The 18,382-nt window shown below is 64.5% G+C and carries 16 protein-coding genes; 10 read left to right on the forward strand and 6 right to left on the reverse strand.

Annotated elements, in window-relative coordinates; genetic code table 11:
* Nucleotides 1-3: 3 nt before the first annotated feature.
* Nucleotides 4-147 (reverse strand): hypothetical protein, encoded by a 144-nt coding sequence (locus tag AC1D0O_RS23300; RefSeq protein WP_477655858.1) that lies wholly within the window; start codon nt 145-147, stop codon nt 4-6.
* On the opposite strand from AC1D0O_RS23300, the gene mltA reads away from it, so the two are divergent.
* On the forward strand, nt 95-1,336 hold the full coding sequence (gene mltA, locus AC1D0O_RS23305; protein WP_477655859.1) for a murein transglycosylase A: 1,242 nt from the start codon (nt 95-97) through the stop codon (nt 1,334-1,336). The two genes, AC1D0O_RS23300 and mltA, sit on opposite strands and share 53 nt — an antisense overlap.
* Nucleotides 1,337-1,356: 20 nt before the next feature.
* Nucleotides 1,357-1,683, forward strand: coding sequence for a hypothetical protein (locus tag AC1D0O_RS23310; RefSeq protein ID WP_477655860.1), 327 nt, complete (start codon nt 1,357-1,359; stop codon nt 1,681-1,683).
* On the opposite strand, the gene AC1D0O_RS23315 is transcribed toward AC1D0O_RS23310, so the two are convergent.
* Nucleotides 1,680-2,339: a hypothetical protein gene (locus AC1D0O_RS23315; RefSeq protein WP_477655861.1), complete on the reverse strand. Its 660-nt coding sequence runs from the start codon at nt 2,337-2,339 to the stop codon at nt 1,680-1,682. The two genes, AC1D0O_RS23310 and AC1D0O_RS23315, sit on opposite strands and share 4 nt — an antisense overlap.
* Before the next feature lie 173 nt (nt 2,340-2,512).
* On the opposite strand from AC1D0O_RS23315, the gene AC1D0O_RS23320 reads away from it, so the two are divergent.
* Nucleotides 2,513-2,908, forward strand: coding sequence for a hypothetical protein (locus AC1D0O_RS23320; protein ID WP_477655862.1), 396 nt, complete (start codon nt 2,513-2,515; stop codon nt 2,906-2,908).
* A 77-nt stretch (nt 2,909-2,985) separates the two neighbouring features.
* On the opposite strand, the gene AC1D0O_RS23325 is transcribed toward AC1D0O_RS23320, so the two are convergent.
* A complete protein-coding gene (locus AC1D0O_RS23325) occupies nt 2,986-3,459 on the reverse strand; it encodes an Lrp/AsnC family transcriptional regulator (protein ID WP_477655863.1) in 474 nt (157 codons plus the stop codon).
* Nucleotides 3,460-3,641: 182 nt separating this feature from the next.
* Here AC1D0O_RS23325 and AC1D0O_RS23330 point away from each other — a divergent pair, with 182 nt between their 5' ends.
* From AC1D0O_RS23330 to AC1D0O_RS23350, 5 genes are all read left to right on the forward strand, one after another.
* The gene (locus AC1D0O_RS23330; protein WP_477655864.1) at nt 3,642-7,208 is read left to right on the forward strand and encodes an indolepyruvate ferredoxin oxidoreductase family protein; all 3,567 of its coding nucleotides are present in this window, start codon (nt 3,642-3,644) and stop codon (nt 7,206-7,208) included.
* Between the two features lie 219 nt (nt 7,209-7,427).
* Nucleotides 7,428-7,775 carry a preprotein translocase subunit YajC gene (yajC, locus tag AC1D0O_RS23335; RefSeq protein WP_477655865.1) on the forward strand — a complete coding sequence of 116 codons (348 nt, stop codon included), beginning with the start codon at nt 7,428-7,430 and terminating at the stop codon, nt 7,773-7,775.
* Between the two features lie 106 nt (nt 7,776-7,881).
* Nucleotides 7,882-9,759: a protein translocase subunit SecD gene (gene secD, locus AC1D0O_RS23340; RefSeq protein WP_477655866.1), complete on the forward strand. Its 1,878-nt coding sequence runs from the start codon at nt 7,882-7,884 to the stop codon at nt 9,757-9,759.
* A 38-nt stretch (nt 9,760-9,797) separates the two neighbouring features.
* Entirely contained in the window at nt 9,798-10,751 is a 954-nt protein-coding gene (gene secF / locus AC1D0O_RS23345; protein ID WP_477655867.1) for a protein translocase subunit SecF, read from the forward strand.
* A gap of 27 nt (nt 10,752-10,778) precedes the next feature.
* Complete coding sequence (locus tag AC1D0O_RS23350) at nt 10,779-13,463, forward strand: DUF1631 family protein (RefSeq protein ID WP_477655868.1); 2,685 nt, start codon at nt 10,779-10,781, stop codon at nt 13,461-13,463.
* 69 nt (nt 13,464-13,532) lie between these two features.
* Here AC1D0O_RS23350 and AC1D0O_RS23355 read toward each other — a convergent pair whose 3' ends face one another.
* The 3 genes from AC1D0O_RS23355 to AC1D0O_RS23365 all read right to left on the reverse strand — a co-directional run bounded on the left by AC1D0O_RS23355 (nt 13,533) and on the right by AC1D0O_RS23365 (nt 16,553).
* The gene (locus AC1D0O_RS23355) at nt 13,533-14,048 is read right to left on the reverse strand and encodes a Smg family protein (RefSeq protein WP_477655869.1); all 516 of its coding nucleotides are present in this window, start codon (nt 14,046-14,048) and stop codon (nt 13,533-13,535) included.
* Between the two features lie 78 nt (nt 14,049-14,126).
* Entirely contained in the window at nt 14,127-15,233 is a 1,107-nt protein-coding gene (gene dprA / locus AC1D0O_RS23360; protein ID WP_477655870.1) for a DNA-processing protein DprA, read from the reverse strand.
* Nucleotides 15,234-15,329: 96 nt separating this feature from the next.
* Nucleotides 15,330-16,553, reverse strand: coding sequence for a LysM peptidoglycan-binding domain-containing protein (locus AC1D0O_RS23365; RefSeq protein ID WP_477655871.1), 1,224 nt, complete (start codon nt 16,551-16,553; stop codon nt 15,330-15,332).
* A 229-nt stretch (nt 16,554-16,782) separates the two neighbouring features.
* Between AC1D0O_RS23365 and def the strand changes: the two genes are divergently transcribed.
* Together def and fmt are read left to right on the forward strand one after the other, a co-directional pair.
* A complete protein-coding gene (def, locus tag AC1D0O_RS23370; RefSeq protein WP_477655872.1) occupies nt 16,783-17,304 on the forward strand; it encodes a peptide deformylase in 522 nt (173 codons plus the stop codon).
* Nucleotides 17,305-17,388: 84 nt separating this feature from the next.
* On the forward strand, nt 17,389-18,375 hold the full coding sequence (fmt, locus tag AC1D0O_RS23375) for a methionyl-tRNA formyltransferase (RefSeq protein WP_477655873.1): 987 nt from the start codon (nt 17,389-17,391) through the stop codon (nt 18,373-18,375).
* Nucleotides 18,376-18,382: the final 7 nt, after the last annotated feature.

Raw genomic sequence — 18,382 nt, forward strand, 5'->3', positions numbered from 1 at the left:
CGCTTACTTCTTGTCGGATTCCAGGCCGGGCGCCGGCGGTTCCGGCTCCTTCAGTTCACCGTTCTTGCGGCCCGAGAACATCGTCCACCACACAATGAACACCAGCAGCAGCAATGCCCCCAGGGCTTCCAGCAAAAGTAAGGCCATGACATTTCCTTGGATACCGTCGATACGCGCCGTGCATGAAAAACGCTCCATGCGGCTTGGCACGATTATCGCCATCACGGCCTTGCTGGCTTCCTGCGCCAGCCCGCCGCTGCCGCCCTCATCAGTGCCGGCGGGAGGACCCACCGCGGCCGGCAGCCGGCCCGGCGATTCGGGTCCTTTGCCCGCGCCCTTGGTGCAGGGCAAAAGCCGCTGGGTGGCGGTCCGCTGGGCCGAGCTGCCGGGCTTTGAAGAAGACGCGCTGTTCGAGGCCTGGAACGCCTGGCTCAAGAGCTGTGAGCGGCCGGGTCCGGTCTTCGCACCCTTGTGCGCCGAAGTGCGGCGCCTGAGCATCGCCTCGCCCGACGCGCAGCGCAACTGGATGGTGAGCCGGCTGCAGCCCTATCGCGTCGAAAGCCTGCAGGGCGCGGCCGACGGGTTGCTGACCAGTTATTACGAACCTTTGCTCAAGGCCAGCCGCCAGGCCGGCGCGGGCTACGAGGTGCCGCTGTACCGACCGCCGGCCTCGCTGGCCAGCCGCAAGCCCTGGTTCTCGCGGCAGGAGATCGACACCTCGCCCGAAGCCAGGGCTGCGCTGCGCGGCCGCGAGATCGCCTGGCTGGCCGACCCGGTCGAGGCGATGTCTCTGCACATCCAGGGTTCGGGCCGGCTCAGCCTGACCGAGCCCGACGGCTCGCAGCGCATGGTGCGTGTGGCTTATGCCGGCTCCAATGAGCAGCCCTTTCGCAGCGTCACCCAATGGCTGCTGGAGCAGGGCGAAGGCCGCATGACCGCGCCCTGGATCGAGTCCACCAAGGCCTGGGCCGCGAAAAATACGCCACAACGCGTGCAGCAGATGCTATGGAGCAACCCGCGCTATACATTCTTCCAGGAGCAGCCCCTGAGCGAACTCGACACAGCCTTCGGCCCCAAGGGCGCGCAAGGCGTGGCGCTCACGCCGGGACGCTCCATCGCGGTCGACCCGGGCAGCATTCCCTACGGCACACCGGTGTGGCTGGCCTCTCGCGGCGCGGCGGGCAGCCTGCAAAAACTGGTGCTGGCGCAGGACACCGGCAGCGCCATCGTGGGCGCGGTGCGGGCCGATTATTTCGCCGGCACCGGGCCCGAGGCCGGCCAGTTCGCCGCGCGCATGAACCAGCCGCTGCGGCTGTGGGTGCTCTGGCCGCGCTGAACCCTTCTTCAGGAGTCATCATGAACAAGGCAAGGAATACCTTCGCGGCGCTGCTGGCAATGGCGGCGTTGGGCGGCTGCGCCGGCGGCAACTGGCAGGATGCCGGCCCGCTGTACCGCTGCGAGCAGGGCATCGAGTTTCGCGCCAGATTCATCGATGACACAGCAGTGCTGGAAGGCTCCGGCGGACGTGACCTGCTCCAGCGCGACGCCGGCGGCGAAGGGCCGCAGCAGACGGTGTACAGCAACCCGCGCATGCGCGCCGAATTCGGCCTGGGTGCCAGTGGGCGCGAGGCGGTGCTGCGCTATCCGCAGCTACCGCTGGTAGCACGTTGCGTGCGCGACTAACGTACCGAAAGACGAACCTCGACGCGCATGCCATCCCGCCGCGTCGATTGCCGGCTATCGGCAATGCCGCTGCTGTTGCCGGCGCTCGCGTCGTCGGACTCGGCCACGGTGACCCATTCCCCGAGGCGCACGCTCAGCGAGGTGCTGGTGGACGATGAGGACAAGGGTGCCATCGGCGACGAGCCTGCGCGGCTGGCTTGTCCGGCGGCCAGTTCGAGCTCCACGCTGTCGCCGCCGTACCAGAGCGGGCGTGCCGAAAAGCCGCTGTTGGCATCGATGAACACGGTGGCGGCCTGGCGCCCCTGCACCAGCCGCAGCGGCTGGCTGTTGCCCAGGTTGATGTTGGCGGGTCGGCCGTTGAGCACCAGCACCCGCTGCACCAGGTCGCGTGTGTCGCTGCGCTGGCTGTCCTGGGCTGTGATGTGGGCGTTGGCGCCCGAACGTCCCGGTTGCAACACGATACCGCCCTGCGCGCCCAAGGCGCTCTGGGAGCGCAGGCTGCTGCCGGCCTGCCGCACTTCAATTTGCAGGTTGCGCATGGGCAGCGCTTCGGCGCCGGGGCTTGAGCCGGGCGATGGCTGCGCCATGAGCCAGGCGGGAGCAAACATGGATGGCAGCAGGCACAGGGCGCACACGGCATTTCGGAATTTCGTCATGGAGATCTCCAGGGCAGGCGAACCAAGGGGGAGAGCAGAGTGCAGCCCCCCATATAAAGTGCTTGTTCCGGTCAAGGCAAGCTAACATGGTACTGAAGTCAGTTGCCCGCCCGCCGTCTCACACCGGCTCACGCCTCAGAGGGTGTGAGCGCCGTGATTAAATCCGTGTTCCCATGAGCCCAAAAACAAAAGTTATCGCCTGGATTTTTGGCATTGTTGCCGCGTACGCCGCCAGCGTTGGCCTCGGTGCTTATCGCATCGCTTCAGCGGATATGTTTCCGCTGGCGAAGAACGGCCTGGCGGCGTACCTGGTTGCCACGAAGTCACCTGAAGCCAACAAGCCGATTCACTTTAAATGGTGGTCTTCCTGGTATTTCAGAAACAGCGCCTCGGACGGGTGGGCCCAGTTTTTACTTTGCACCTCTTCGGCTGACTGCCATTCCATCATTGCCTATGTGGACCTCGGCAGGTGGCAAATCAATGTTGACGGCAATATGGTGAACACGGACAAGTGGATAGTTCTGCCCAGCGGCAACCTGGTGAACGCCGAAAAACCGCCCTCGAAATGAAGGTGAAGGCCTGAGCGCGGGTTCAGGCATTTCCAGCTTTCTCGGGGCTGCCTTGGAGAGCGCTGCCGGCCTGCGAACTAGCTTAAATGCCCGAGCGGCAGCGCGCTGCTGGCTTTGACCTCGCCCAGTGAAAAACTGGTGTGCAGGTCCTTCACATTGGGCAGGTTGATCAGGTTTTGCAGCGCGAACTTGCTGAAGGCCTCCAGGTCCTGCGCCACCACCTGCAATTCAAAGGTGCCGGTGCCGCTGATGTAGTGGCAGGAGACGATCTCCGGCAGCTTCTTGATGGCCTCCTCGAGCTGGCGCGTGGCGTCGCCGCTGTTGCGGTCGGCGTCCAGCCGCACAAAAGCCAGCACGCCCAGCCCGATCTTGTGGCGGTTGATCTCGGCCCGGTAGCCGGTGATAAAGCCGCTTTCTTCCAGTGCCCGCACACGCCGCCAGCAGGGCGCGGCCGACAAGCCCACGCGCGAGGCCAATTCGGTGTTGGTCAGGCGAGCGTCAAGCTGCAACTCATTCAGGATGGCGATGTCAAACTTATCTAATCTTTCCATGCTCGCCATTTTGCAGCAAGATTCTTTCTGAAACCACCCTAAATCAGGCAAACAAAGCAAAGACATATCAGGGCCGGCGGCATACACTTTGCATGCATATAGAGGGCCGGCCCTAGCCGGGCGGACCCTTTGCCAGCCTGCCCACAAGGCGGTACCAAAAACAGTCCTGGAGACCCACGAACATGAACGCGCCCCTACCTGAACACATCCGCAAAGCCCTGGAAACCGTCACTCTCGACGATAAATATTCTTTAGGCCACGGCCGTGCTTTCATGAGCGGAGTCCAGGCGCTGGTCCGCCTGCCCATGCTGCAGCGCACGCGCGATGCCATCGAAGGCCTGAACACGGCGGGTTTTGTCAGCGGCTACCGCGGCTCGCCGCTGGGCGGCTATGACCAGGCGCTGTGGGCCGCGAAAAAACACCTGGCCGCGCAGAACATCGTGTTCCAGCCTGGCGTCAATGAAGAGCTGGGCGCCACCGCGGTCTGGGGCACGCAGCAACTGGACCTGTACCCGCAAAGCAAGAAATTCGACGGCGTATTCGGCATCTGGTACGGCAAGGGCCCGGGTGTGGATCGCTGTTCGGACGTCTTCAAGCACGCCAACATGGCCGGCACCGCCAAACACGGCGGCGTGATCGCCATCGCCGGCGACGACCACGTCTCCAAGAGCTCTACGGCCGCCCACCAGAGCGACCACATTTTCAAGGCTTGCGGCCTGCCTGTGTTCTTCCCGTCGAATGTGCAGGACATCCTGGACATGGGGCTGCACGCCTTCGCCATGAGCCGTTTTTCGGGTGTCTGGTCGGGCATGAAAACCATCCAGGAAGTCGTGGAATCCTCGAGCTCCATCCTGGTCGACCCGGACCGCGTGAAGATCATCATCCCTGAAGACTTCGAAATGCCGCCCGGCGGGCTGCACATCCGCTGGCCCGACGCGCCGCTGGAGCAGGAAGCGCGGCTGATGGACTACAAATGGTATGCCGCGCTGGCCTACATCCGTGCCAACAAGCTCAACTACAACGTCATCGCCGGTCCCAAGGACCGCTTCGGCCTGATCGCCAGCGGCAAGGCCTTCAACGACACGCGGCAGGCGTTGGCCGACCTGGGGCTCGATGAAGAGACCTGCCACCAGCTGGGCATACGCCTGCACAAGGTCAACGTGGTCTGGCCGCTGGAGGCCACCATCACGCGGGACTTCGCCGAAGGCCTGCAGGAAATCCTGGTGGTGGAAGAAAAACGCCAGGTCATCGAATACCAGATCAAGGAAGAACTCTACAACTGGCGCGCCGACGTGCGGCCCAACGTGCTGGGCAAGTTCGACGAGCCCGAGGGCGATGCCTCTGGCGGCGAATGGGGCCGCTCCAACCCGAGCGACAACTGGCTGTTGCGCGCCAAGGCCGACTTGACGCCGGCCATCATCGCCAAGGCGATTGCCAAGCGCCTGAAAAAACTCGGCGTGCCGGCCGATGTGATCTCGCGCATGGACGAGCGCCTGGCCGTGATTGAAGGGCGAGAGCGCGCCCTGGCTGAAGGCAAGGCCGACACCGGCGAGCGCGCGCCCTGGTTCTGCAGCGGCTGCCCGCACAACACCAGCACACGCGTGCCCGAGGGCTCACGCGCCGTGGCCGGCATAGGTTGCCACTACATGGCGACCTGGATGGACCGCTCCACCTCCACCTTCACCCAGATGGGCGGCGAGGGCGTGACCTGGGTGGGCCAGGCGGCCTTCACGACCGACGCGCACATTTTTGCCAACCTCGGCGACGGCACCTACTTCCACAGCGGGCTGCTGGCGATACGCCAGGCCATCGCCTCGGGCGTGAACATCACCTACAAGATTCTTTACAACGACGCGGTCGCGATGACCGGCGGCCAGCAGGTCGGCGAACGGCCCGAAGGCCACTCGGTGCTGCAGATCATGCAAAGCCTGCGCGCCGAGGGCGTGGCCAAACTGGTGATCGTGACCGACGAGCCGCAAAAATACGACAGCGCGCCGCTGCTCGAGGGCGTGACGGTGCACCACCGCGACGAACTGGACCGCATCCAGCGCGAGTTTCGCGAACTGAAGGGCACGACCGCCATCATTTACGACCAGACTTGCGCGACGGAAAAACGCCGCCGCCGCAAACGGGGAACCCTGGTGGACCCGGAAAAACGCGTGGTGATCAACGAACTGGTCTGCGAAGGCTGCGGCGACTGCTCGGTGCAGTCCAACTGCCTGTCGGTGGAGCCGCTGGAGACCGAATTCGGCCGCAAGCGCCGCATCAACCAGAACACCTGCAACAAGGATTATTCCTGCGTGAAGGGCTTCTGCCCCAGCTTCATCACCGTCGAGGGCGGCCAGTTGAAGAAACCGAAGAAAGAAAAGAAGGGCGCGCCCAGCAGCCTGCCGCCGGTTCCAGAACCCATCTTGCCCGTGGCCGAAAACGCCTGGGGCATCGTGGTGGGCGGCGTGGGCGGCACCGGCGTTATCACCATCGGCCAGCTGCTGGGCATGGCCGCGCACATTGAAGGCAAGGGCGTGGTCACCCAGGACGCCGGCGGCCTGGCGCAAAAGGGCGGCGCCACCTGGAGCCACATCCAGATCGCCAACCGGCCCGAAGCGATTTACACCACCAAGGTCGACACCGCCAAGGCTGATCTGGTGATTGGCTGCGACCCCATCGTGGCCGCCAGCAAATACACGCTCACCGTCATGCAACCGGGCCGCACCTATGTGGCCATGAATTCGCATGGCACGCCGACGGCGGCTTTTGTGACCAACCCCGGCTGGCAATTCCCGGGCGGCAATTGCGAGAGTGCCGTGACCGCCGCAGTGGGTGCTGACTTGTTGGGCAGCTTCGATGCCGAGCAAGTGGCGGTGCAACTGGTGGGCGACTCGATTTACACCAACCCGTTGATGCTGGGCTTTGCCTGGCAAAAAGGGCGGGTGCCGCTGTCGCATGCCGCGTTGATGCGGGCGATTGAACTCAATGCCGTGCAGGTCGACAACAACAAGGCGGCTTTTGAATGGGGCCGTCGCTGCGCGCACGACCTGGCATCGGTGCAGGCGCTGTTCAAGGCCGCGCAGGTCATCGAATTCGTGAAGAAGCCGGCGCTGGCCGAAATGCTGGCCAAGCGGGTGGACTTCCTCACGGCCTACCAGAACGCGGCCTATGCCCAGGCCTACCAGGCGTTTGTCGAGAAGGTGCGGGCCGGCGAGGCGCCGCTCGGCAAAACGACGTTGACCGAAGCCGTGGCGCGTTACCTGTTCAAGCTGATGGCTTACAAGGACGAGTACGAGGTGGCGCGCCTGCACACCGACACGGCCTTCCTGGGCAAAGTGAATGCCATGTTTGAAGGCGACTTCAAGCTTCATTACCACCTGGCGCCGCCGCTCATTGCGCCGAAAAACGACAAGGGCGAATTGCAGAAGAAGCAGTTCGGCCCCTGGATGCTGGGTGCGTTCAAGATGCTGGCCCGCCTGAAAGGTCTGCGCGGCACCCCGCTGGACGTCTTTGGCCGTACCGAAGAGCGGCGCACGGAGCGGGCCCTGATCGAGGAGTACAAAACCAGCCTGGAAGAAGTGCTGGCGGGCCTGACGGCCGAAAACCACGCCACGGCGCTGGAAATCGCCCGGATTCCCGAAATGATCAAGGGCTATGGCCACGTCAAGGCGCGCCACCTGGCCGCCGCGCGGCCGCAGTGGACCGCGTTGATGCAGTCCTTTCGTACCCCCGGATCTACCGTCCAGCGGAAAGCCGCCTGAGCCCGGGGCCGCCTCGGCCCCGGGCTTTCCTTGACAAGCCGGCCCCGCGGCAAAGCCCGCGGCGGCCCGCTGCGCGTAAACCCGGCTTGAAAAGCCCCTGGGGCGCGCCAGTTACCCCTTTGTGCGGCTGCCCTGCCGCATACAATCGTGGACTCCGCGCGCCGTCCGTGCTGGACGGCGCGCGCGCCAGTGTGTCTTTAATATGTTGTGGAGTTAGCCGTGTTCATTTCTTCCGCCTTTGCCCAAACCGCTCCAGCCGCAGCCGCCGGTGGCGACATGATGTCGCTGTCTTCGCTTCAGGGCATGCTGCCCCTGGTGTTGATGTTTGTGGTGCTGTATTTCGTCATGATCCGCCCGCAGATGAAAAAGCAGAAGGAGCATCGCGCCATGATCGACGCGCTGGCCAAGGGCGATGAAGTCGCGACGGCCGGCGGCCTGCTCGGCAAGGTGAGCAAGCTGGGCGACGTTTACCTGACCCTTGAGCTGGCCCCCGGCGTTGAAGTGCAGATGCAGCGCAGCGCCATCATCCAGGTCCTGCCCAAGGGCGCGATCGGCACGGCCAAGTAAGGCATCAGGCCCCTTGTGAGGATCCACAGGGGCTTGCGGTATATCGGGGCTGCTGCTTGATGCGGGCGCCCCTTTTGTTCATTTGTCCACCAGGAACAGCCCTCCCATGAATCGTTATCCGGCCTGGAAGTACGCCATCATCGTGGTCGCGCTGCTGATCGCGGCTCTGTACACACTGCCCAATTTCTTCGGTGAAGCGCCTGCGGTGCAGGTGTCCAGCAGCAAATCCATCGTCAAGGTCGACAGCACGACCCTCGCCAAGGTCGAGCAGTCCCTCAAGGACGCCGGTATCGCGGCCGACGCCATTACGCTCGAAGGCAATTCCATCAAGGCGCGTTTCGGCGACACCGACACGCAGCTCAAGGCCAAGGATGCCATCCAGAAAGCCTTGGCGCCCGATGCGAACGATCAATCCTATGTGGTCGCGCTCAACCTGCTGTCGCGTTCGCCCGCCTGGCTGACTTCGCTGCATGCCTTCCCGATGTACCTCGGGCTGGACTTGCGCGGCGGCGTCCATTTCATGCTGCAGGTGGACATGCAGGCGGCGCTGACCAAGCGTGCCGAATCGCTGGCCGGCGACATCCGCCTGTCGCTGCGCGAGAAGAACATCCGGCACGGCGGCATCAGCCGCAATGGACAGGCCATTGAAATCAAGGTGCGCGACTCCGCCACCCTGGCCTCCGCCAAAGGGCTGATCCAGGACCAGTTTGCCGACCTGCAGACCGCCGATGCGCCGGACGGCACCGAATACAAGCTGACGGCCAGCATCAAGCCCGAAGCCGCGCGCCGTATCCAGGACCAGGCGCTCAAACAGAACATCGTGACCCTGCACAATCGCATCAACGAGCTGGGCGTGGCCGAGCCGGTGATTCAGCAGCAGGGCATAGACCGCATCGTGGTACAACTGCCCGGCGTGCAGGACACGGCCAAGGCCAAGGACATCCTGGGCCGCACCGCCACGCTGGAAATGCGCCTGGTGGACGACAGCGCCGAGGCCCGGGCCGCTGCGGGCAATACCGGCGCGGTCCCTTTCGGTGACGAGCGCTTCTTCGAACGCAACGGCCAGGCGGTGATCGTCAAAAAGCAGGTGATCCTGACCGGCGAGAGCCTGACGGATGCCCAGCCCGGCTTCGACTCGCAGAACCAGCAGCCCAAGGTGGACCTCACGGTCGATGCCAAGGGCGGGCGCATCATGCGCGACACCAGCCGCGAAAACCTCAAGAAGCGCATGGCCATCCTGCTGTTCGAAAAAGGCAAGGGCGAGGTCCTGACGGCGCCCGTCATCCAGGGTGAACTCGGCAACCGCTTCCAGATTTCCGGCTCCATGAGCGTCACTGAAGCCAACGACCTGGCGCTGCTGCTGCGCGCCGGCTCGCTGGCCGCGCCCATGGAAATCATAGAAGAGCGCACCATAGGCCCGACCCTGGGCGCCGACAACATCTCCAAGGGCTTTCACAGCGTGTCCTGGGGTTTTGTCGTGATCGTGGCCTTCATGGCGGCGTATTACATGCTCTTCGGCCTGTTCTCCGGCCTGGCACTGGCCGTCAACCTGCTGTTGCTGGTGGCGGTGCTGTCCATGCTGCAGGCAACCTTGACCCTGCCCGGCATGGCGGCCATGGCGCTGGCGCTGGGTATGGCCATCGACTCCAACGTGCTGATCAACGAGCGCGTGCGTGAAGAACTGCGCAGCGGGGCATCGCCGCAGGCGGCCATCCACGCGGGTTATGAACGGGCCTGGGCCACCATCCTGGACTCCAACATCTCGACGCTGATCGCCGGCTTGGCCTTGCTGGCCTTTGGTTCAGGCCCGGTCCGCGGTTTTGCGGTGGTGCACTGCATCGGCATCCTGACCAGCATGTTCTCGGCGGTGTTTTTCTCGCGCGGCTTGGTCAACCTCTGGTACGGCCGCCAGAAAAAGCTCAAGTCGGTTTCCATCGGCACCGTGTGGCGGCCCGCCGCGTCCGGCGCCGTGGCGACCAAGTAATCCCGGCCTCTTTTTCCTGAGTTTCCCAAGGACCCCAGATGGAATTCTTCAAAATCCGGCGCGACATTCCGTTTATGCGGCATGCCCTGATTTTTAACATCATCAGTTTTGCGACTTTTGCGCTGGCCGTTTTCTTCCTGATCACGCGCGGCCTGCACCTGTCGGTGGAGTTCACCGGCGGCACCCTGATGGAGGTGAACTACACCCAGGCCGCCGACGTTGGAAAGATCCGCGACACCGTGGCCGGCCTCGGATTCGCCGACGTGCAGGTGCAGAACTTCGGCACCTCGCGCGACGTGATGATCCGCCTGCCCGCCCAGAAGGGCGTGAGCACCGCCCAGCAAAGCGACAAGGTGCTGGGAGCCCTGAAGGCGGCCAGCCCCGACGTGACGCTGCGCCGCACGGAATTTGTGGGCCCGCAGGTCGGTGAGGAGCTGGCCCATGACGGGTTGAAAGCGCTCGCCATGGTGGTCTTTGGCATCATGGTCTACCTGGCCTTTCGCTTTGAGTGGAAGTACGCGGTGGCGGCCATCATCGCCAATCTGCACGACGTCGTCATCATCCTGGGCTTCTTTGCGTTCTTCCAGTGGGAGTTTTCGCTGGCTGTTCTGGCGGCGGTGCTGGCGGTACTCGGTTATTCCGTGAATGAATCGGTGGTGATCTTCGACCGGATCCGCGAGAACTTCCGCCGCTACCGCAAGATGAACACCGTGGAGATCATCGACAACGCGATCACCTCCACCATCAGCCGGACCATCATCACCCACGGCTCGACCCAGATCATGGTTTTGTCGATGTTGTTATTCGGTGGCCCTACACTTTTTTACTTTGCTCTGGCCCTGACCATCGGCATCCTGTTCGGCATTTATTCCTCGGTTTTTGTGGCGGCCGCGATTGCGATGTGGCTGGGCATCAAGCGGGAAGACCTGGTCAAGGCGCCGGCCAAAAAAGGCGAGGATCCCAATGACCCCAACGCAGGGGCCACGGTGTAAGCTATAGGCTAATCATCCAGGGCGGTCGTGGCTCCAAGCAACAAAAATAACAGTCTTCTGGTCGAGCAGGCTCGCGCGCTGTTTACGGAGCGTGCCGCTCGGATATTGCCCGCACTCGCCAAAACCATTAAGGACAAACTGTCCGCGCTGGTCGACCAGCCGGGCAGCGCCCGCGACATGCAGGAAAGGCGCGATGGCTGGCTGGCTTTCCAGAAAAGCGGCGATGCATGGGTCCGCGGCACCGCCGCGGCCTGGGCCAACGCGCAGGCCGTTCCCGCCGCCAACTCGCCCGCCCGTTTCCTGGACAGCGGAAAATTCGAACTGATGGGTAACGACGTGATGGAGGACAAAATCCTCGCCTCACGCCTGGCCCTGCGCCTGCTCGATTTCACCAGCTGGGAACTCAACGACCTTCGCTTGCGCATCCAGAACCTGGAGGGGATTTCCGAGCTTCACAAGCAGGACATCCTGCGCCCTGAAGTGCTCGCCCAGCATCTGGTCGAGCAGTGGAGCATTGCTTCCCTGCCCCGCGAAGTCTTGGTTGCGGTCCAGAGTTCCATCCAGAAGGACATGGGCGAGCACCTGCTCGAAACCTACCACGCCACCAACGAATTCCTTGTGCAGCACGGCGTCATGGCCGAAATCGACCTGAGGCCGTTGGTCAAGCGCACGCCTTCGGCCGCCGGTGCCGGCTCTGGCACCGCCGCCAAAACGGCAGCTGAAGCGCAGAGAGACAAAGCCCCGCAGGGCGGTGACAACCGGGCCGGGTCCGGCATGGGCGGCGGCGGTGCTTCAGGCGGTGGTGCGGCTTACGGCGGCCCCGGTGGGAACAATGCCTCATCTTCCTATAGTGACCCCGGCGGCCGGGGCCCGGCTTCCGCGGGCAGTGCCCGAGGAGGCGGTTCCGGCGCAGCTTCATCTTCATCATCCAGAGGCGGCGCCGGCTCTCCCTACGGCGGGACCGGCAACGGTGTGACAGGCGGTGGCGCGCGAGGCGCAAGCGGCGCGGCCGGCGGCGTTTCTGGCGGGCCGCCGGCGGGCCGTATTTCGGGTGGTGGCGCGGCCGCTCCCGGCGCTGCGGGCCGTCCCGGCAACGCAGGCAACGGCATTGAGAATGCCGGCAAGCCCAATGCGGCAAAAGGCCCCGAAGCGAACACCGGGCCGGGCCAGGGGGTGCACGAAGAAACCCGCATGCAGACCGCCACCACACCCCTGGCCAGGGCACGCATGCGCGCCCAGGGCGTGATGGGGCAACTCAAGCGCCTGCTGTCGAACCAGGCGGCGGGTTTCGACGACACGCGCCCCAGCCAGGCCTCGCCGCCGCTGGCGCAGGCCATGGCCAGCGTGGAACGCGCGGAAGAAACCGGCGCGGAACGCACCCTGCTCGCGGATGCGCAAGGCCAGGTCTACGGCCAGGCGCAGGTGGACCATGCCGCGGGCGTTCTGCGTGAGCGCACCACCAAGCTCAAGGAGGCTGCTTCCACCTCCTCCGAAAAAGCGACGATTGAAATCGTGGCCCTGATGTTCCAGAGCATCCTGGCGGAAGACCGTATTCCCGCCGTGATCCGCGTCTGGTTCGCGCGCCTGCAGATGCCGGTGCTGCGCGTGGCGATCTCCGAGCCCGAGTTCTTCGAGTCCCTGCAGCATCCCGCGCGCCGCCTGATAGACCGCATGGGTTCCTGCGTGCTCGGTTTCGACGTCACGGTGGCGGGCGGCGTGCTGGAAGCGGAGATCAAGCGCGTCGTGCAGGTGATCGAGCAATACCCTGAAACCGGGCGCCGGGTGTTCCAGCTCGTTTACGATGAATTCGACAAATTCCTGTCCAGGTTTCTGTCAGAACACGGCAGCGCTGCCCGCGTGGTGAGCGTGGCCCAGCAGGTCGAGCAAAAAGAGACCATGACCATCCAGTACACCATTGAGATGCGCAACATGCTCAATGACATGCCGGTCCGCGATGAAATCCGCGAGTTCCTGTTCAAGGTCTGGGCCGAAGTGCTGGCGATCGCCGCCATGAGGAACGGCCCGCAGCATGAGGAGACCCTCACGCTCAAGCGGGCCGCCGCCGACCTGGTGTGGGCGGCGAGCGCCAAGCCCAACCGCAACGACCGCGCCCGCGTGATCGCCGACCTGCCCAAGCTGCTGCAGCTGCTGCGCCTGGGCATGTCCATGCTGGGGCTGGGCGTAGCCGACCAGGACGGGCACCTGAAAATCATCAGCGACACGCTGGCCGATGCCTTCATGTCCAAGACCGACGCGATTCCCGTGGAGAAGGTGGAGGCCATGGCCAAGCGCCTGACCAACCTCGAGGATTACCTCTCCGACGAGGACGTCGGGGATTTGCCGCTGGATACCGACAGCCTGGTGACCATGATAGGCATAGACGCCACCGACATCGAGGTGATTGCCGACGGCGGCAGCCATCCCACAGAGGCCATGCGCGCCTGGGCCAAGGAACTGCAGCTGGGCTCGTGGTTCAGCCTGGACCACAACGGAAAGGTCAGCCATGTGCAGTTCGCCTGGTGCAGCGACCGCAAGCAGCTGCACCTGTTTGCTTCCGCTGACGGCCGCAATTTCCTGATTCAGGCGCGCCGCCTGGCCGCCTACCTGCAGGCGGGCTTGCTGGTGCCGACGGAAGAGGAGGCGCTGACGGTGCGCGCCACGCGCGATGCGCTGGCCAAGCTCGACGCCAATCCCGAGCGCCTGCTGGGCTAGGTCTTTAAATTACGCATTGGAAGAGCGCCCTGGCGCACGGGGCCAAGCCGCCGGCGCCCGGCGTTCAGTTCAGTGGGCCAGGCGGAATTCCGAGTCGTCGCACAGCTCGTCGAGCACCAGCGCATCGGGCTCTTCGCCAAAACTCCAGTACACCATGAGGACGATGATTTTCAGGTCGTCCAGCGTCACCGGGTCGCCCGGGGCCGCCATGGCGCGGTCGATGACGATCTCGCGCATGTGCGGCGGCAATACGCCGGAGGACTCGAGGAAGCTCACAAAACCCAGGCTCTGCGCGCCCAGGTGCACCTGCTCGGCGACGGAGTACACACGCAGGCTGCCGGCGGATTGCGGCTGAATGGCGGGGGCGGTTGCAGAGGAGTCGCCGTTATCCTGCGGGGTTTTGGCCGGCAGGCTGATTTGCGTGCCCTGGGCCGCGGTGTTCAGGCCGTCGAGCCAGACAAGGGCTGCCTGGATTTCCTCGGCATCGAAGCCCGCCGCGGTGAGTTTGCGGCTCAGTCGGTGGAGTTCGGGGCAAGCGTCACCTTGCCAGTAATTCTCGTAGACGTACACCAGTACTTCAAACATGCACCCAATATAACGCAGATGCAGCCGGCCGTGTCGATCCTCCGGCCAGGCGCTTGAGGCGCATCGGAATTCGCCTCGTCAACCGGCTGCGAGGCGCTGGAACAGCCCGCCCGGCAGGCGCACCACCTGCCCGCACAGTTCGAGTTCCAGCAGACTGGCCTGCAGCCGCGCGGTGTCCAGCCCGGTGCGCGCCTGCAAGGCGTCCAGGCTGACGGGATCAAACCCCAGGGCCGCGATCAGCGGATCGCCTGCGTCCGGGCCGGCCGCCGTCTCATCGTTGCCGGTTGCGCGGGGGACGGTAGAAAGGTTCAGCTCTTCCAGCACGTCCTGCGCCACTTCCACGAGCTTGGCCCCCTGCTTGATCAGCGCGTGGCAGCCGCGGGACTGGGGTGAGTGGATGGAGCCGGGAATGGCAAAGACTTCCTTGCCCTGCTCCGCCGCCAGCCGCGCCGTGATCAGCGAGCCCGATTGCAGCGCCGCTTCCACCACCAGGGTGCCGCGGGACAGGCCCGAGATGATGCGGTTGCGCCGCGGGAAATTCGCCGCCAGCGGCGGCGTGCCGAGGGGAAATTCGCTGACGATCATGCCCTGTTGCACGATCCGGTGTGCCAGCGCGAGGTGCTTCTTGGGATAGACCCTGTCCAGTCCGGTGCCCACCACGGCAATCGTTTCGCCGCCGCCCAGCAGGGCGCCGTCATGCGCCGCGCCGTCAATGCCCAGGGCCAGCCCCGAGACCACGCAGAGCCCGGCGCCGCCGAAGGCCTTGGCGAACTGCCGGGCATTGGCCTCGCCTTGCGGCGTCGGGTTGCGGCTGCCGACGATGGCGATCAGCGGCGCCGCTGTTGGCCGCCCGGCCAGCGTGCCCAGCATGTAGAGCATCAGGGGCGGGTCCTCGATGTCGAGCAGGGCTTTGGGGTATGCGGCGTCGCCCAGCGTGGCTACCTGCCTGTCCTCGCCGGCCTGCAGCCATTCGAGGGTGATCTGCAACTGGGCCGCCAACGCCGGCGGTTCCGCCAGGATGGCTTTGGCCAGCTTGGTGGTGCCGAGTTGTGTGAGGACTGCTGCGCTCTGGTTGAAGACAGCCTGGGCCGACCCAAAAGCCGCCAGGAGCTTGCGCGCGGTGTCGTTTCCCACGCCGGGGGAAAGGGTCAAGCGCAGCCAGGCTTGAAGCTCTTGCGTGTCCACGTCAGTCTGGCTTTGGGAGAGGGCCGGCGTTTGGCGGGCGCGCAAGCGCTGCGTCCGCAGGCCGCACCGTGGCGGGCCCGGACGCAGGCATCGCGCTTAATTCGGGTTGACGAAGCGGTCGCCGACCTTGACGCCGTCGGTGATCTGCAGGATCAACGCGTAGGAGAGCTTGTCAAACGTGCGGAACACCATCATCAAGCCGTTGCGCTCGTTCGGCAGCTTGATCTGCGGCCGCGCGCTGTCGGTCTTGTCGGCCAGGCGCTCGCCGTCCTTGAGGATGGCCATGACATGGCCGCGTTCAAGCCCGTCCGCAGCACCCCGGTTGATCACCACGACCTGGTTTTCAGCCGCGTTTGCCACGGCGCTGCCGTAAATGGAGACGATCTGGCCCGTAATAGGAGTGGCGGGCGCGTGCGGCACATAGCTGACCAACTCCCGGGGAGGGTCGGGGAGCAGGCGGTCGCCGACGCGCATTTCTTCCTTGGTAGACACGATGTCGATGGTGGCGGGCACGATTTCCGGCTGGGGCTTGCCGTCCTTGCCTGGAACCTCGGTGACGGATTCGCCGCGCATGAGTTCGGCCTTGCCGATGTATTGCGCCTCGTAGCCCAGGATCTGCTTGGTGGTCGGGTCTTTCAGGGCCGTGGCATTGCGGTAGACGCGGTAATCCAGAGGCTGGCCTTTTGCGTCGCTCAGGGGAGTGCCGGTGGCAACGCCGCCCACGTACTCGCCGCGCGCATAGGCGCGGTCGCCACGGCTTAGCAGCACACGCCCTTCCTGGGCGGCGACGATGCGGGGAGCCCTTGAAAAGGTCGCATCGTCAACCAGGACGGCTTCCGAGAGGAAGGGTTCGATGACGTTGGACGCCAGTGTGGGAATGGAGTTGTCGGCCAGAGATTCGTAGCGGGTGCGGGGCGACACGCGCACCGTGTCCGTCGGCGGGCCGTCGCTTGAGGCCTGGCGCGTGCGCAGGGTGGCGCGGCCACCGGTCTTGTCCAGGTAAAGGTGCTGCCCGGGGTAAATGCGGTGGGGGTTGCGGATGTCCTGCAGGTTCATGCCCCACAGTTCCGGCCAGCGCCAGGGGCTTTTGAGGAACATGCCGGAGATGGCCCACAGCGTGTCGCCGCGCTTGACGGTGTATTCGTCCGGGGCGTTGGGCGCCAGCTCGCTGAGCGGGACACCCGCCTGGGCGACCTGGGTGGCTGTTGCTTTTTGGCCCGGTGTGATGGGGAAATTCTGGGCATGCAGGCCGCCGGCAATGCCCAGAAGGGCGGTGGCGGCTATTGAAATTTGACTGAAACGACCAAAAATTGTTTGCATCTTTGTAGGCCTTCGGCGCTTTTAGAGGACTGGCACGGCACGATCCGCAATGGATGCGGGCGAAAAAGAGCGTGTCATATCTTGATAAATTACTAACGATTTTGTACCTAAGCCCTTGATTAAGCAACGAATACACGATTCTGGGAATATCAGGATGCTGAAAAACCGAGAAAAGTGGCGAAAATAGCGACATCTCCCCTTCGCCCCTCCTTTTCCCTTGCCTTCCCTCATGAGCCAGCTGACCATTCTTCGTTACCCCGATCCCCGCCTGCACACGGTGGCCAAACCCGTGGCGGCCGTGGACGCCCGCCTGCGCAAGCTGGCCGATGACATGTTTGAAACCATGTATGAGGCGGCGGGCATAGGGCTTGCCGCCACCCAGGTGGACGTTCACGAGCGCCTGATCGTCATCGATGTGAGCGAAGACCGCAACCAGCCCATGGTGCTCATCAACCCCGAAATCGTCTGGGCCAGCGAGGAAACGCGCGTCGGCGACGAAGGTTGCCTGTCGGTGCCCGGTATTTATGACGGTGTGGAGCGCTCCACGGCGATCAAGGTCCAGGCCCTGGACCTGGACGGCAAGCCCCAGGTGTATGAAGCCGAAGGCATGCTGGCGGTCTGTATCCAGCATGAGATGGACCACCTGCTGGGCAAGGTGTTTGTCGAATACCTCTCTCCTTTGAAGCGCAACCGCATCAAGACCAAGATGATCAAGCAGAAAAAGGACGAGGACCGCGAAGCCACCCGCTGAGCGCTCCGCCGGCCGCAGCGGGACACGCGGGGCTTTGCCGCCCGCAGTCCGGGATTTCCCTAGGACTCTTTAGAATCAGGCGCCATGCGCGTCATTTTTGCCGGTACCCCTGAGTTCGCCCGTGTGGCCGTCGAAAGATTGCACGCAGCCGGTTTTGAAATCCCCCTGGTCCTGACCCAGCCCGACCGCCCCGCCGGCCGCGGCATGAAATTGCAGGCCTCTCCCGTCAAGCAGTGGGCTGAAACTGCCCATATCACGGTCGCCCAGCCCCGCAGCCTGCGCCTGGACGGCAAATTCCCCGATGATGCCGCCAGCGCCCGTGAGGCCATCGCCGCCGCGCGCGCGGACCTCATGGTGGTCGCGGCCTACGGCCTGATCCTTCCGCAATGGGTACTGGATACGCCCAGGCTGGGCTGCCTCAATATCCATGCTTCCTTGCTGCCGCGCTGGCGCGGCGCCGCCCCCATCCACCGCGCCATCGAGGCCGGCGATGCCGAAACCGGCATCACCATCATGCAAATGGATGCCGGGCTGGACACCGGCGACATGCTGCTGGTCGACAGGCTGCCGATCACCCCACAGGACACCACCGCTTCCCTGCACGACAGGCTGGCGGATTTGGGCGGGCGGCTTATTGTGGAGGCGCTGGAGCTCGCGGCCTGCGGCGGCCTGAAGCCCACGCCCCAGCCAACCGAGGGCATCACCTACGCCCACAAGATAGAAAAGCACGAGGCCATGATGGACTGGGCGCAAGGCGCCACCGTGCTGGAGCGCCGCATCCGCGCCTTCAATCCCTTTCCCGCTGCTGCCGGCGTGCTGGCGGGTCAGACCCTCAAGTTCTGGCGCGCCGAAATCCTTGCCGGCGCGGCCCGGCCCGCCGGTGCAGAGGCCGGCCAGGTGCTGGCCGCCGGCGCAGAGGGTATAGACATCGCCGCCGTGGACGGCGTATTACGCGTGAGCCGGCTGCAAAAAGCCGGCGGCAAGGCCCTGGATGCGGCCGATTTTTTGCGCGGTTTCGACATCCGGCCCGGCATGGTGTTCAGCCAGGCGGCGGCAGGCCAACAGGAATGAGGGTTTT

It is taken from the genome of Polaromonas sp. P1_F2 (genome assembly GCF_056405735.1).

Bases quoted from the DNA above. Each gene is read 5' to 3' on its own strand.
- AC1D0O_RS23365 (WP_477655871.1), bottom strand. From the start codon at position 16,553: ATGCAAACAATTTTTGGTCGTTTCAGTCAAATTTCAATAGCCGCCACC.
- def (WP_477655872.1), top strand. From the start codon at position 16,783: ATGAGCCAGCTGACCATTCTTCGTTACCCCGATCCCCGCCTGCACACG.
- AC1D0O_RS23300 (WP_477655858.1), bottom strand. From the start codon at position 147: ATGGCCTTACTTTTGCTGGAAGCCCTGGGGGCATTGCTGCTGCTGGTG.
- AC1D0O_RS23315 (WP_477655861.1), bottom strand. From the start codon at position 2,339: ATGACGAAATTCCGAAATGCCGTGTGCGCCCTGTGCCTGCTGCCATCC.
- AC1D0O_RS23310 (WP_477655860.1), top strand. From the start codon at position 1,357: ATGAACAAGGCAAGGAATACCTTCGCGGCGCTGCTGGCAATGGCGGCG.
- AC1D0O_RS23330 (WP_477655864.1), top strand. From the start codon at position 3,642: ATGAACGCGCCCCTACCTGAACACATCCGCAAAGCCCTGGAAACCGTC.
- secD (WP_477655866.1), top strand. From the start codon at position 7,882: ATGAATCGTTATCCGGCCTGGAAGTACGCCATCATCGTGGTCGCGCTG.
- mltA (WP_477655859.1), top strand. From the start codon at position 95: ATGAACACCAGCAGCAGCAATGCCCCCAGGGCTTCCAGCAAAAGTAAG.
- AC1D0O_RS23355 (WP_477655869.1), bottom strand. From the start codon at position 14,048: ATGTTTGAAGTACTGGTGTACGTCTACGAGAATTACTGGCAAGGTGAC.
- AC1D0O_RS23325 (WP_477655863.1), bottom strand. From the start codon at position 3,459: ATGGAAAGATTAGATAAGTTTGACATCGCCATCCTGAATGAGTTGCAG.
- secF (WP_477655867.1), top strand. From the start codon at position 9,798: ATGGAATTCTTCAAAATCCGGCGCGACATTCCGTTTATGCGGCATGCC.
- AC1D0O_RS23320 (WP_477655862.1), top strand. From the start codon at position 2,513: ATGAGCCCAAAAACAAAAGTTATCGCCTGGATTTTTGGCATTGTTGCC.
- fmt (WP_477655873.1), top strand. From the start codon at position 17,389: ATGCGCGTCATTTTTGCCGGTACCCCTGAGTTCGCCCGTGTGGCCGTC.